This window comes from Vibrio phycocola, assembly GCF_053850235.1.
In genome coordinates this window covers 23,715-37,816 of sequence record NZ_JBSQDJ010000011.1, presented here as the reverse complement: position 1 = coordinate 37,816, position 14,102 = coordinate 23,715, and the positions used below count along the sequence as shown (strand labels likewise).

Sequence of the window (14,102 nt, the reverse complement as noted above, 5' to 3'; positions counted from 1 at the left end):
TAGTTTTATCCCTGTATACGGAGCACGAAGGTTATTTTGCCACAATCACGTGAGAATTCGATGAATGACAAAACACAAATGAGTAATAAATATAGTAAATTGCCACCAAGATCACTGATTGAAGTGCGACTTTATCCCCACACTGAATCAGTACTAATTTAGTTATTAGAAGATTGTACTTGCTGGTGAAGATCTTTTAGTTCTTCTATAATAGCAGCAGATAAGCGAGTTTCTGCTTTCATACGAACTAAATTTTGTTCCATGCGAGTCTTCTTTGGAAGCTTGCTACGCTCCTCACCTCGAGGCATGTCTTTTACAACATTATATAACTCGACAATGGAAGGATAAGCGTTCTCTAGCTTGATTCTCTGCGGGCCCTGTAGATACTCCATAATGCAGTATACCCGAATACAAATCTCCGACAAATCACACTGACCTTGAATACCAACCAAGGACAAAGTAGAAACATGTTCAAAAATATTCGCATTCCGTTTTTCTATCGCTTGTTCGTGCAGTTTCTGCTGTTCTTCTTTTTGCTTTTTGAGCTGTAAAAGAAGGTAACCTGCATAGCACGCAAGGCAAATTACAATACAGCCTCCAACGATAACCAACAGAGAAAGACTCATATCCAATTACCCTTTCCATTCATCCAAGTTGGTGTCTTCAAAATCAGATAACAGATCATCATCATCACGTTTCAAAGATTTACTCCGCTCTTTAGCAACAATTGGAGCTTCCATTTGTTCATCTTCATCTTCAAGCTGAACCTCTTCATCCATATCAATACCCAATATTTTCATTAAGGCTTCAATACGGTCTAGGCGCTGGTCGACATAGGTTTGCAAACCTACACCTAACTTCTCGCCATTATCCAGGCGAGCAAGTAACACATTAAATTGAGCATCACTCTCAATTTGAGCCAACTCCTGTTCTGCTAAGACTAAACGCTCGGCTTTAGTTGGTTTTTTCTTTGGCTCAACAATCAAAGGAATTTTCTTTTTACTGCCTAGCCTAGGATCGCGATTCCCGCTCTTCGATGCTTTTCCCAAGTTATCATCCGTTAAGGAATGTCTGGCACCAGACTTTAATCCCTTACGTTTTTTAGATTTTTTTCGCAAGCGTCCTTCAACATCACTTTCTGAACGCTGACGAATCACAATAACATCATCAATTCCGGTGGATCTTACTTTTTTATTTCGACTCATTACTGGAGTTTCCTCAGTAAAACTACATCATTTCCCACAAATTCAATGGCTAAATTATCTCGCTTAGCTAAGTAGTTGAACGTACTTCGACTAAAAAAACTAACGTGCGTGAGATCATTCTTATAATGCCAATGAACAAAGGCGTCTTTATCTATAACTTGCTTGGTCATTACACCAAGCCAACCACCCACCTTAAGCATAGACAGCCATTGCTGCCATACTTTATCAGGGTGATGTAAATGTTCTATCACTTCAGTTGCCATTACAAAGTCATACTGATCTTGCAATACCGCTTCGTCAGGATAATAGAATATATCGTACAATGCGACGTTATGACCATGCTCTTCCATCATTCCTGATAGTGTTGGGCCAGGACCACAACCAAAGTCAATCCCATAACTGTTTGCCGAAAGTTTCTCTAACATTGGGGTTGCAAAGCGAGATAGAAACCGGCGATATCCCTCATCAGCAGGATTATTCTCATGCAAATCATACATCGCTTTTTCTGCTTCTGCATCCAAGCGGTCGTTGACATCTACCCAAACCAAACTGCATGTAGGACACTGTAAGTATTGTCGCCGTTTGTCTCGGTGGTAAACTTCACCTAGAGATTGGTGGCACAACGAACATCGCTGCATAATCATCTCCTGATAATAGGGATGCGCAAGATACCAGAAACAGCCACTAGAGTGGAGAACAAAAGTACTATTTTATCCAAAACTTAGCCACAAAAATGGCCCGAGCATTCCACCCGAGCCATTTTAATATCAATAAACAACAGTAGATTTAACTAGTGAAGCCCACCAACGTATTTAGACAGAATTTCAATGTCTTCATCAGTTAACTTTTTAGCGATATCTCCCATCATTCCATTCAAATCATTTGTCCGCGTGCCATCACGAAACTTCTGTAATTGAAGTTTAACATAATCAGCTTGCTGACCAGCAATTTTAGGAAAACCTGACAATTCTGTACCAAAGCCACGTGGGCCATGACACGCAATACACGCAGTCAAGCCTCGATCTGAGTCCCCAGCAGAATATAAAGCCTTACCTTTATCGACTACATCTTCAGGTGTCGCGTTTTCTGACATCGGTAATGATGCATAATACGCCGCTAGATCTGCCATATCTTGATCGCTTAAAGGCAATGCCATCGCGCTCATTACAGGATCTAAACGACCTTGTGCCCCATTGCTACTCATACCGAGTTTTAGATCTTCTAATTGTTTCTTAAGATAGGCTTCGTGCTGACCAGCCAACTTGGGGTAGTTAGTTATCGTACTGTTGCCATCGGCACCATGACAGGCAATACACGTTTGTGATTTGGCCTTACCAGCTTCTACGCTACCTTGAGACCAAGCAGAGCAACTGGCTAAAAGACCTAAGATGAGTACTAATTTCTTCATGACATTCCGTTATAATTATCAAGCTTCCAGAACTCTCGTGGTATAATTTATTCCTTACAACGAGCACGGTAATTTTACACTAATTAAACAAAAAGTAATCATTTGACAACTAAAAGTCTAGATGGAGTTAACATTGAGCGCAAAAATTCACTACCAAAACACGCATTTCATCACGAGTGCACCTGATATTCGCCATCTTCCCGATGATGACGGAATTGAAATTGCGTTCGCTGGGCGTTCTAATGCCGGTAAATCAAGTTCATTAAATAGACTGACTAACCAAAAATCTTTAGCTAAAACAAGTAAGACTCCGGGTAGAACGCAACTTATTAATCTATTTAAAGTAACGGATAAGTGTCACATCGTCGACCTTCCAGGGTACGGTTTTGCACAAGTCCCGCTCGAAATGAAAAAGAAGTGGCAAAAGTCACTTGGAGAATACTTACAAAAGCGTGAATCTTTAAAAGGCTTAGTGGTTCTAATGGATATTCGCCATCCAATGAAAGAGTTAGACCAACAATTAGTTACCTGGGCCGTTGAGTGTAATATCCCAGTGCAAGTGTTGTTAACCAAAGCTGATAAACTGAAAAGTGGCGCTCGAAAAGCTCAATTATTGAAAGTTCGTAACGACTCCAAAAGTTTTGGAGGAGATGTGAGAATCGATCTTTTTTCGTCACTTTCTGGTATAGGGGTAGATATCCTACGCCACAAGCTCGATGAATGGTTTGCCCCTGCACTGATTGAAGAGTCAAACGAAGAAACTGTCGATTTAGAATCACATAACGGCGATGAGCCGGAATAAAATGAACTGACTCCCTTCTTAATTTTTTTAGCCGACGACACACTATCAGACTATTTGTAACTTAAATACTCCGTGCACAAAAAACCCCACCATCCTGGTGGGGTAACGGGAGAGATATACTTTTGTTTTACGTTATTATGTAGTCAGCATCCCTTAAACCTCAGAGACTTTCAATCTTCCACGTCACATTATTCGTAAAAACAAAATACCCAATAAGCTATTGATAATAGTTAAATATTAAAACAAATATCCGCCCAAAAAGACTTACTTCACAAACAGAATTAATTGATAATGAGACATACAGCATATTACATAAATGTGATATTTAATCACTTTAATTAACACATAGGTTAATTCAATAACAGACGAGACTATTAGATTCAAAAAGCACAAAAGATGAGGTCAAACTCAAAATAAGAATAGATTTTAAAGATAAAAAACAATAAGTTACAACAATAAAAAACGCCCTGACCAAAAGTTGATCAAGGCGGCTGAATTAGCTTAATCCAATAACGTGAAACAAAAGGTCTGGAAGATAGAACATCTTACCTCTGTACCCTACGACTATTAATTTACAGTATTCTGATAAAAGATCAAACTTTATATGTAGTTAATTTTCATTTTTTTATGTAAAACTACATAAACATATGAATTATCATTTCTTTTTTTTCATTGAAAATAATCAATCAACAATAGGAAAACCCTAACTAACCCACCATATAGCTAGATTCCAACTAGTGAGCCTCATCCCAATTGACACCTCTTCCAACTTCAGCAATAAGAGGAACATCTAATTCCACGGCAGATTCCATCAATTTCTGTACTTTACTTTCAATCTCTGACAAGTACTGGTCCTGAACCTCCAAAACCAACTCATCATGAACTTGCATTAACAACTTCACTCTTCCTTGACCTTCTTGTTGAATCCATTCATCAACGAGCAGCATTGCTTTTTTAATAATATCTGCCGCCGTTCCTTGCATTGGAGCGTTAATAGCAGCTCGTTCAGCTGCTTTACGCCTCATACCATTCGAAGACTTAATTTCCGGTAAATAGAGTCGACGCCCAAATATGGTTTCAACGTACCCTGTTTCACTCGCCTGTAAACGGGTATCTTCCATATATTGCATCACGCCAGGGTAGCGCTCAAAGTAAGTGTCCATGTAATGCTGAGCTTCACCTCGTGGAATCCCAAGTTGTTTAGCAAGTCCAAAGGCACTCATTCCATAGATCAACCCGAAGTTGACCGCTTTCGCCTGACGTCTCTGTTCACTGCTCACTTGATCTATAGAAATCCCCAAAATTTCAGCTGCGGTTGCACTATGTATGTCTTTACCTTGTTTGAAAGCATCGAGAAGCGCTTTATCTCCCGATAAATGAGCCATAATACGCAATTCAATCTGTGAGTAATCGATAGCCACCAATGTCCAATCAACCGGCGCTATAAACGCTTGTCGAATACGACGCCCTTCTTCGTTTCTGATTGGGATATTTTGTAAGTTTGGATCGGTTGATGATAAACGCCCAGTCGCGGTGACCGCTTGATGATAAGAAGTGTGCACCCTTCCAGTGTCTGGATTAATCATCTTAGGCAGCTTGTCAGTATAGGTAGATTTCAACTTAGCTAATCCACGATGTTCAATAATCAGTTTAGGAAGTGGATAATCCAGAGCGAGCTCTTGCAATACTTCTTCATTCGTTGACGGAGCGCCTGATGGCGTTTTTTTGATAATAGGCAAACCCATCTCTTCAAACAGGATACCTTGGAGCTGTTTAGGTGAACCTAAATTGAATTTTTTCCCCGCCATTTCATACGCTTTTTGCTCTAACTCATCAAGACGTATCGCAATCTCTCTTGATTGCGCATTTAGCTTCATGTCATCAATAAGCACACCAGTCCGCTCCATACGAGATAAAACAGGCACTAGGGGAACTTCGATAGTTTTATAGATATCATCCATTCCACTACTCTGCTCAAGGCGAGAATAAATCGCATGATGCAAGCCGAGCGTTACATCGGCATCTTCTGCTGCATAGACTCCAGCCTCATCAATATCAATTTGATTGAACGTAAGTTGGTTTTTGCCCTTCTTGCCAGCCACTTGTTCAAAAGAGACGCAACTATGTTGAAGAAAACGCAGTGCTAAGCTATCCATATCATGCTTACCACCAGTACTATCAAGTACATAAGAAGCAAGCATAGTATCGTGCTGAATGCCACGTAACTCGATGTCATAACGGGCTAATATGCTCATATCAAACTTAAGATTTTGTCCAACCTTAGCAAGTTGGTCATCTTCAAGCAGCGGTTTCAACTGAGCAATTACCCAATCACGTTCTAATTGGACCGGCGCATCTAAGTAATCATGAGCAACCGGAACATAAGCTGCTTCTCCTTCCGCCGTCGCAAATGACAAGCCAATGAGATTTGCTGTCATATAATCTAAACCATCGGTTTCGGTATCAAATGCAAACAGTGAGCTCTTCGACAGCTTATCAAGCCAAACTGCGAACTCTTCTTTTGAATACACAATCTGGTAACCACTACGATCAATTTTCGTTGTGGTTATTGGAGTAGAAACACTAGTGTTGTCTTTGTTCGAAACCGTTATACGACCGGATTTTTCATTTGCTTGAACAACCCCGTCTCCGCCTTCTAAAAGATCATTAAGCCAAGATTTAAAGGCCATTTGACCGTATAGCTCAACAAGCTGGTCTTTATCTGGTTGGGATTTTGTTAGCGATTCTGGAGTGCAATCTAATGCGACATCCAGCTTTATTGTGGCTAGCTGGTAAGATAAATAGGCATTCTCTTTGTTATCTTCCAATTTCTTCGCCATATTTTTCGAACCACGAAAACCAAGTGGGGCTATTTTATCTAAGTTTTCATATAACTCATTTAGACTACCCACGCCTTGTAGCAGTGCCAATGCGGTCTTTTCTCCGACTCCAGGAACACCTGGAATGTTATCGACCTTATCACCCATTAACGCTAAGTAATCAATAATCAGTTCAGGTGGAATACCAAACTTATCAACAACACCTTCTCGATCCATCACAACATTAGTCATAGTATTAATCAATGTGACATTTTCATCGACCAGTTGCGCCATATCCTTATCTCCAGTACTAATGAGTACTGGAATACCCGCTTGTGATGCTTGACTAGCCAGTGTTCCAATCACATCATCCGCTTCAACGCCTTCGACACAAATAAGGGGTAATCCAAGCGCTTTAATAATTTTATGAAGAGGTTCAATTTGGCAACGAAGCTCATCGGGCATCGATGGTCTGTTCGCCTTATATTCAGGGTACATATCATCACGAAAAGTTTTACCTTTCGCATCAAAGATGACAGCAAAATGCTCTGTAGCAAACTGGCGCATTAAACTGCGGATCATATTAAGTACCCCATAAACCGCATTGGTCGGGATATCACCATTGCTCATCGTGCTTGGGTAAGCATGAAATGCACGGTACAAATAAGAAGAGCCATCGATCAAAATTAGAGGTTTATCTGGGATGCGAGCCATAGTCTATAGGTATCCAAAAAGCGTCATTAACGTTAGCGCACTAGGATGCCATGAGTCGCAAAGCGATTCCATGTTGAAGCTCGATTTTCATTCTCTATTACGAAAAAAGATCCATATTCATAAGAGCTACTCTGTGGATAACTCTGTTTATACTTTACATTGCATCACTTTGGAACAATAAATCAACAAGTATTTAAACAAATCAAACAATTGATTTAAAACGTTAAATATTAAAAATATGTAAATATAACCAGTTATTTTCTTGATAAATTTCTGTGGATAAATTCTTATTGTGCACTATTATTGAACACATTTTCTCACTAATAGAAATAAAAAAAGCGACATTCAATTAAGAATGTCGCCTAGCAAAACACAGAAAACGTTTTTATATTAACCAATTCTGATAAAGCTATAAATACACTGGAAGCAATGTGAGCAATGTCGTGTCAAGCGGTCTACAAGTCATCAATCAAAGCTAATGATAAATAGTGCGTTATCGTAACTTTTCTTGAATCCCTTTTCCCTCAAGACACCTAAATAATAACCATTCTCATTTAAATGTCAACACTTAATGAGAATAAATATCATTAATATTTAAAAAGATGTATACACGTTCATATATACTCAATCACTAACTATGTATTTATTCACCTTTCTCTTTTAAATATTGGGCTGCTTTTGCGTTATCTTCTGCCATCCACTCGGCTACTTGTTTGGCAAAGTACGTTAATATGCCATCAGCCCCAGCGCGCTTAAAGCACAACAATGACTCTAAGACCGTTTCTTTTTCTTTCAACCATCCATTATCAATTGCGGCTTTATGCATCGAATATTCACCAGAGACCTGATAAGCAAACGTCGGTACTTGCAATTCCTGCTTCACTCGGCGTACGACATCGAGATATGGCATACCAGGTTTTACCATGACCATATCTGCACCTTCATTGATATCCATCGCGACTTCATGCAGTGCTTCATCTGAATTTGCAGGATCCATTTGATAGTTTTTCTTATCTGCTCCCTTGAGGTTTGAAGCCGAACCGACTGCATCTCTAAACGGACCATAGTAATTCGACGCATATTTAGCCGAATACGCCATAATCTGAGTATGAATAAACCCAGAGGTCTCCAATGCATCTCGTATCAAGCCAATACGTCCATCCATCATATCGGATGGAGCGACAATATCCGCACCAGCCTCTGCATGCGAAAGAGCCTGTTTTATCAGCACCTCGGTTGTTTCCTCATTGAGAACATAACCGGTGTCATCAATAATCCCATCTTGGCCATGAGTGGTAAAAGGGTCTAACGCAATATCCGTCATCACCCCCATTTCAGGCACTTTCTCTTTAAGCATACGAACCGCTCGCTGCAGTAACCCTTCAGGGTTGTATGCTTCTACAGCATCCAGGCTTTTGACTTCTTGACCAACAACGGGGAAAAGAGCGATGGTAGGAACACCAAGCTGAGCCAAATATTGCGCTTCTTCCAGCATTAAATCGATTGATAAACGTTCTATTCCAGGCATAGATTCGACTCTCTCTCGTCGATCTTTTCCCATCAAAATAAACATAGGGTAAATCAGATCGCTCACTGAAATTTGATTCTCCGAGACCAAACGACGGGTATATTCATGTTTACGTAACCGACGCATCCGGCGTTTGGGAAATTCACCTTGGATGGATACTGACACATTCTACTCCTTAGTTAACTTACCTTTGAAAGCTCAGTTTGGCTTTCAGGCTTGTAAAATTCTACAGAAATCATAACACTGTATGTTTCATACTCCAGCCGAGAACAACGAATAATTGAAAAAATGATCTCTATCTCACAATCCCTTATACTCAATTTCACCACATACTGCTTGGATACTGCATACAATGATTGACACCCATGCTCATGTTTACGCAAAAGAGTTTGATCAAGACCGTGAACAAGTGATTCAACGCGCTCTGGAGCAAGGTATTGATACTATTTTATTGCCCAATATAGACCTTGATTCAATTGAGCCAATGATCGCGACTGAACGCGCGTACCCAAATATTTGTCGCTCGATGATGGGATTACACCCATGTTATGTCGATAATCATATTGAGCAAACACTCGCGACTATAGAGTCCTGGTTTGACCAGCATAACTTTATTGCTGTTGGAGAGATTGGCATCGATCTTTATTGGGATAAGACCTTCCAGGCTGAGCAAGAATTTGCATTTACTCGTCAACTGGATTGGGCAAAGCAGCGTAATTTACCCGTTGTAATTCATACCCGAGATTCAATGCAAGAAACCATCAAATTACTTACACAACAACAAGATGGCAAACTTCGAGGCGTATTTCATTGTTTTGGTGGCAGTTTAGAGGAAGCAAAAGCGATCAACGAACTTGGCTTTCATTTGGGAATCGGTGGCGTATCTACATTCAAAAATGGAGGAATGGATAAAGTCATCCCTCATTTAAATATGGATTATCTCATTCTAGAAACGGATTGCCCCTATTTAGCACCAGTGCCTCACAGGGGAAAACGCAATGAACCAGCATATACACAACTGGTGGCTAAACGAGTTGCTGAACTAAAAGAGCTCAGTATCCAACAGGTTGACACAATCACAACTCAAACAGCTCGGACCCTATTCCAACTGTAAAAGCTCACTAATTTTACTCAGTTTCGATACTATCGTCGTCATCGCGACGACGATAAAATCGCGCAAAAAAGACTCCGACTTCAAACAAAAAGCACATTGGAAGAGCCAATAGTGTTTGAGAAATAATATCTGGAGGCGTTAAAAACATTCCAACGATAAACGCCGCGACGACAATATAGGCACGTTTAGACACCAAATCTTCCGGCGTTGTCGCTCCTGTCCAACACAACAGAATAATCGCAACTGGAACTTCAAATGCAATACCGAAAGCCAAAAATAGCGCCAAGACAAAATCGAGATAGCTAGCAATGTCCGTCGCGAACTCTACGCCACCGAGTGCAATGGTCGTAAAAAACCCAAAAACAAGTGGAAAAACAACATAATAAGCAAACGCAACACCACAATAAAAGAGCAACGAACTCGAAAACAAAAGCGGCACGACCAGTCGACGCTCATGCTTATACAAACCAGGTGCGATAAATGCCCACACCTGATATAGGATTAACGGCACCGCAACAAATACGGAAACGATCATCGTCAACTTTAATGGTGTAAAAAATGGCGAAGCAATATCGGTTGCAATCATCGTCGCGCCATTTGGCAGACGTTCAACTAAAGGTTGTGAGACAAACTCGTAGATCGAATCTGAAAAATAAACCAAACAAACAAAAATAACCAATACTGCAACGATGCTACGCAATAAGCGATTGCGCAACTCCAGCAGGTGGCCAATTAAAGGAAGTCCTTGTTCTGAGGTGGACATGAGAGCCTCGTCGCTGTATCAATGAAACCAAAGTTACTCGGCGTTAGAAGTATCTTTCTTTGGTTGGGAAGTACTTTCTGCTTGTTCAGGAGGTTTTGAATAAGGCCTCTGTACATCTTGTGCCGCCTTTTTTAGTGCTTCAACAGACTCGTGAAGTTCCGGGGAAAGATTCGCTAAATCCGTCTCTTCAGCCTTGCGCAAATTTTCGTGCAACTCTTGAATTTTAAGCTCATGAGCAAGCTCGTCTTTCACGCTATTGGCCATACGCTTGGCACCATTAATCGTTCTCGATACGGTACGAATCGCATGAGGTAGACGTTCTGGCCCTAATACGACAAGAGCGACCACCGAAATAAGCACTAACTCCCAAAAGCCTATATCAAACACAATAAAGTCTACTCTTTATCTTTTTTGTCGCTGAATTCAGCCGACTTAGCATTATCTTCTAGGTTATTTTCGGCAAAGTCTGCGTCTTTCTCTTTGCTTTGAGGTTCATCAGCAATTGCTTTTTTGAATCCTTTCACAGCACCGCCAAGATCGCCGCCTAAACCACGAAGCTTTTTAGTACCAAATAACAGTACAACAATAACTGCAATAATAGCCAGTTGCCAAATACTCATACCCATAAAATCTACCTTTCCTCATATATTCGCTAAAATCGGATAATAACTTATAACACAAATTCTATTTGTAACAATAACTACGCCAACTAAATAACCAAGCTGCGATGCCCACGCCTCCCAATATGAGAGAAAAGTCAGAATATTTACCCTCTAATAAAATCACAGCACAGAGGATCAACGTCGCGCCGACACCAAAAAAGAAACGCCCTGTTGTTTGGTTGCGGCTCGTCTGAGTATAGCTTTGATAAATTTTATCAACTCGCTGACTCATCAATCGACTTTGTTGTAAGCTCTCATATACTAACTCCGGCAATTCCGGCAGCTTCTCAGCCCACAATGGCGCTTTATCTTTGATTGCATTAATCACGGCACTTGGCCCCATTTGATCCATCATCCATTTTTCCAAAAATGGTTTTGCCGTTGACCATAGGTCAAGTTGTGGATAAAGCTGACGCCCTAACCCTTCGACATACAACAGTGTTTTCTGCAATAAGATTAACTGTGGCTGAACTTCCATATTAAACCGACGTGCAGTTTTAAACAGGTTAAGTAACACATGACCAAATGAAATTTCACATAAGGGCTTTGCGAAAATAGGTTCACACACGACTCGAATCGCCGATTCAAACTCATCTATATTGGTATCATATGGTACCCAACCTGAGTCCACATGCAATTGCGCTACTCTGCGATAATCTCGATTGAAAAAAGCGAGAAGGTTCTCGGCCAAATAGCGTTTATCGTCTTTGTTTAAGGTTCCTACAATCCCACAATCTAAGCCGATCCACTGTGGGTTTTCTGGATGATTTGGGTTAACAAAAACATTTCCAGGGTGCATATCTGCATGAAAGAAGCTATCACGAAACACTTGAGTGAAAAATACACTAACGCCACGCTCGGCAAGCAACTTCATATCAGTTCCGTTATCATTTAACCCTTCAATATCGGAAACCTGAATGCCATATATTCGCTCAGAAACCATGACATTTTTATTACTAAGCTCAGAAATAACCTCAGGGACATAGAGTTCTTCACTATTAGTGAAGTTTCGACGCAGTTGAATCGCATTCGCCGCTTCTAAACGTAGGTCCAATTCATCCAATAACGTTTTCTCATATTCGCGAACAACTTCGACAGGCTTTAGGCGTCGAGCTTCAGGTAACGCTTTGGAGACAATACGAGCCATACGATACATCAAATTAATATCCGCGGTTATTACAGGGCGAATATCCGGACGAATCACCTTAATGACCACTTCTCGACCATTGGACTTCAGCTTTGCAGTATGAACTTGAGCAATAGAAGCAGAGGCAAGAGGTTCAATATCAAAGTCGTCAAACCATGTTTCAACAGGGCCTCCCATCGACTCTTCAATTTGGGCTTTTGCTAGTTTTCCATCAAAAGGGGCAACCTTATCTTGGAGAAGAGCTAATTCATCAGCAATATGGGGAGGGAAAAGATCACGACGAGTCGACATCATTTGACCAAACTTAATCCAGACCGGACCAAGCTCTTGCAACGCGGCTTTGAGCCTCTCTCCTATTGGTTTTTCTGGATGCTGATTGTGCAACCAAAATAACATTTTGCGTGCCAGAAGAGGGGTTTTAAGCAACTGGTGATCGGGTAATAACTCATCAAGCCCATACTCAAGCTGTACTTTTACAATTCGATATAGTCTCTTCACTTCACTGAGATTCATACTTTATCCGTGATTGTTCGAAAACGTGACTCAATCCGTGCAAATTGACTCGCAACATCATCGACCTGATCGCAAAAGTGGGCGATCTCTAAAGGCGCTGGAGCAATGCGCCATTCTTCTGTAATAGCCTGAGCCAAATGAGATTGATGCTTTTTCATCGACGATTTTAGCGTAGCATTCACCGATTTAACCCCTCGGCATAGTGTATGACTCACCACATCACCAGTTAACCTCGAAAGCCACTCTTCTAAATCCGGCTTACTGTCGCTCATTAATTGGGCAAACTTTTGAGCAAGCTGCATATCACCTTCAAGAATTAACTTATCTTGCTTAATCAATTGAGTGATATTGGCTTGTTCTTTTAGCTGAGGCAAAGTGGCTAGAGAAAGTGAAAGATAACAATCAAGATCCCCTTCATAGTCCGCTAGAACATCGATTTGCTGACTAAATACAAAAGTAAGCGTCATCGATAATTCTTTTAAATGAAGTTGAATGACTTTACCTTTCATTCGAGCAAGTTGGCGCCCTAAAGCTGGATCATCTTGAATCAATCTATTTAATACGACTTCAATGGATGCAGTAATCAGCGGTGTCACCGGCATACAAGACCCCTTAAAATTTATAGCCACGGTGCAAGGCAACAATTCCGCCTGTCAGATTAAAATACATGGTGTTATCAAACCCAGCATTATCCATCATTCCTTTCAATGTTTCTTGATCAGGATGCATTCGAATCGATTCCGCCAAATAGCGATAACTGTCCGCATCATTCGCAATAACCTGTCCCATCTTGGGTAAAATGTGGAATGAATAATTATCATAAATCTTCGATAAAGGTTTTAGAATTGGTTTAGAGAACTCAAGGATTAACAAGCGCCCACCCGGCTTTAACACACGATACATCGATCGAATAGCCGCATCTTTATCGGTCACATTGCGTAAACAAAAACTAATGGTGATACAGTCAAAATAGTTATCTGGGAATGGCAGTTCTTCCGCATTAGCTTGTACATAGTGAACATTCCCGACAATACCACTATCGCGTAACTTATCCCTGCCAACGTTCAACATTGAATTGTTAATATCTGCCAAGATGACATGACCGGTTTCACCAACAATACGAGAAAACTTCGCTGTCAGATCACCAGTACCACCACCAAGATCAAGAATGCGTTGACCACGTCGCACGCCACTACAGTCAATGGTATAGCGCTTCCAGAGCCGATGTACTCCACCTGACATCAAGTCATTCATCATGTCGTACTTTGCAGCAACAGAATGAAAAACTTCGGCGACTTTCTGAACTTTCTCTTCTTTTGCTACCGTTTCAAAACCAAAATGCGTTGTTTCTTGGTCGTCTACTACTTTTTCTTGTTGCACTCGATACCTACCATTCAAATAGTACTGAACGTAGCATGGGTGGTTTT

15 protein-coding genes are annotated in these 14,102 nt (G+C 40.8%); 2 read left to right on the top strand and 13 right to left on the bottom strand.

The window, feature by feature from the left end; all coding sequences use genetic code 11:
• Nucleotides 1-158 precede the first annotated feature (158 nt).
• From ACWU4D_RS14765 to ACWU4D_RS14750, 4 genes are all read right to left on the bottom strand, one after another.
• Nucleotides 159-626 (bottom strand): DUF2489 domain-containing protein, encoded by a 468-nt coding sequence (locus tag ACWU4D_RS14765; protein ID WP_456052210.1) that lies wholly within the window; start codon nucleotides 624-626, stop codon nucleotides 159-161.
• Between the two features lie 6 nt (nucleotides 627-632).
• Complete coding sequence (gene yihI, locus ACWU4D_RS14760) at nucleotides 633-1,205, bottom strand: Der GTPase-activating protein YihI (RefSeq protein WP_456052209.1); 573 nt, start codon at nucleotides 1,203-1,205, stop codon at nucleotides 633-635.
• Nucleotides 1,205-1,843 carry a class I SAM-dependent methyltransferase gene (locus ACWU4D_RS14755; protein WP_456052208.1) on the bottom strand — a complete coding sequence of 213 codons (639 nt, stop codon included), beginning with the start codon at nucleotides 1,841-1,843 and terminating at the stop codon, nucleotides 1,205-1,207. Before ACWU4D_RS14755 ends, yihI begins: the two co-directional genes overlap by 1 nt.
• Before the next feature lie 152 nt (nucleotides 1,844-1,995).
• Nucleotides 1,996-2,613, bottom strand: a complete 618-nt coding sequence (locus ACWU4D_RS14750) for a c-type cytochrome (RefSeq protein ID WP_456052207.1) — start codon at nucleotides 2,611-2,613, stop codon at nucleotides 1,996-1,998.
• Between the two features lie 133 nt (nucleotides 2,614-2,746).
• Here ACWU4D_RS14750 and yihA point away from each other — a divergent pair, with 133 nt between their 5' ends.
• On the top strand, nucleotides 2,747-3,415 hold the full coding sequence (gene yihA / locus ACWU4D_RS14745; RefSeq protein WP_456052206.1) for a ribosome biogenesis GTP-binding protein YihA/YsxC: 669 nt from the start codon (nucleotides 2,747-2,749) through the stop codon (nucleotides 3,413-3,415).
• Nucleotides 3,416-3,911: 496 nt separating this feature from the next.
• On the opposite strand, the gene ACWU4D_RS14740 is transcribed toward yihA, so the two are convergent.
• The 3 genes from ACWU4D_RS14740 to hemB form a co-directional block, all read right to left on the bottom strand.
• Nucleotides 3,912-3,959: a hypothetical protein gene (locus ACWU4D_RS14740; protein ID WP_456052353.1), complete on the bottom strand. Its 48-nt coding sequence runs from the start codon at nucleotides 3,957-3,959 to the stop codon at nucleotides 3,912-3,914.
• A gap of 190 nt (nucleotides 3,960-4,149) precedes the next feature.
• Nucleotides 4,150-6,948: a DNA polymerase I gene (polA, locus tag ACWU4D_RS14735; protein ID WP_456052205.1), complete on the bottom strand. Its 2,799-nt coding sequence runs from the start codon at nucleotides 6,946-6,948 to the stop codon at nucleotides 4,150-4,152.
• 643 nt (nucleotides 6,949-7,591) lie between these two features.
• Entirely contained in the window at nucleotides 7,592-8,641 is a 1,050-nt protein-coding gene (hemB, locus tag ACWU4D_RS14730) for a porphobilinogen synthase (RefSeq protein WP_456052204.1), read from the bottom strand.
• A 187-nt stretch (nucleotides 8,642-8,828) separates the two neighbouring features.
• On the opposite strand from hemB, the gene ACWU4D_RS14725 reads away from it, so the two are divergent.
• A complete protein-coding gene (locus ACWU4D_RS14725) occupies nucleotides 8,829-9,590 on the top strand; it encodes a TatD family hydrolase (RefSeq protein WP_456052203.1) in 762 nt (253 codons plus the stop codon).
• Between the two features lie 13 nt (nucleotides 9,591-9,603).
• On the opposite strand, the gene tatC is transcribed toward ACWU4D_RS14725, so the two are convergent.
• Genes tatC through ubiE form a run of 6 tightly spaced genes read right to left on the bottom strand, consistent with a single transcriptional unit; the run spans nucleotide 9,604 to nucleotide 14,055 of the window.
• Nucleotides 9,604-10,353 carry a twin-arginine translocase subunit TatC gene (gene tatC, locus ACWU4D_RS14720; RefSeq protein WP_456052202.1) on the bottom strand — a complete coding sequence of 250 codons (750 nt, stop codon included), beginning with the start codon at nucleotides 10,351-10,353 and terminating at the stop codon, nucleotides 9,604-9,606.
• 33 nt (nucleotides 10,354-10,386) lie between these two features.
• On the bottom strand, nucleotides 10,387-10,740 hold the full coding sequence (gene tatB / locus ACWU4D_RS14715; protein ID WP_456052201.1) for a Sec-independent protein translocase protein TatB: 354 nt from the start codon (nucleotides 10,738-10,740) through the stop codon (nucleotides 10,387-10,389).
• 8 nt (nucleotides 10,741-10,748) lie between these two features.
• A complete protein-coding gene (tatA, locus tag ACWU4D_RS14710; protein ID WP_456052200.1) occupies nucleotides 10,749-10,979 on the bottom strand; it encodes a twin-arginine translocase TatA/TatE family subunit in 231 nt (76 codons plus the stop codon).
• 58 nt (nucleotides 10,980-11,037) lie between these two features.
• Complete coding sequence (gene ubiB / locus ACWU4D_RS14705) at nucleotides 11,038-12,675, bottom strand: ubiquinone biosynthesis regulatory protein kinase UbiB (RefSeq protein ID WP_456052199.1); 1,638 nt, start codon at nucleotides 12,673-12,675, stop codon at nucleotides 11,038-11,040.
• Nucleotides 12,672-13,277 (bottom strand): ubiquinone biosynthesis accessory factor UbiJ, encoded by a 606-nt coding sequence (locus ACWU4D_RS14700; protein ID WP_456052198.1) that lies wholly within the window; start codon nucleotides 13,275-13,277, stop codon nucleotides 12,672-12,674. Before ACWU4D_RS14700 ends, ubiB begins: the two co-directional genes overlap by 4 nt.
• A 10-nt stretch (nucleotides 13,278-13,287) precedes the next feature.
• Complete coding sequence (ubiE, locus tag ACWU4D_RS14695) at nucleotides 13,288-14,055, bottom strand: bifunctional demethylmenaquinone methyltransferase/2-methoxy-6-polyprenyl-1,4-benzoquinol methylase UbiE (protein ID WP_456052197.1); 768 nt, start codon at nucleotides 14,053-14,055, stop codon at nucleotides 13,288-13,290.
• Nucleotides 14,056-14,102 lie beyond the last annotated feature (47 nt).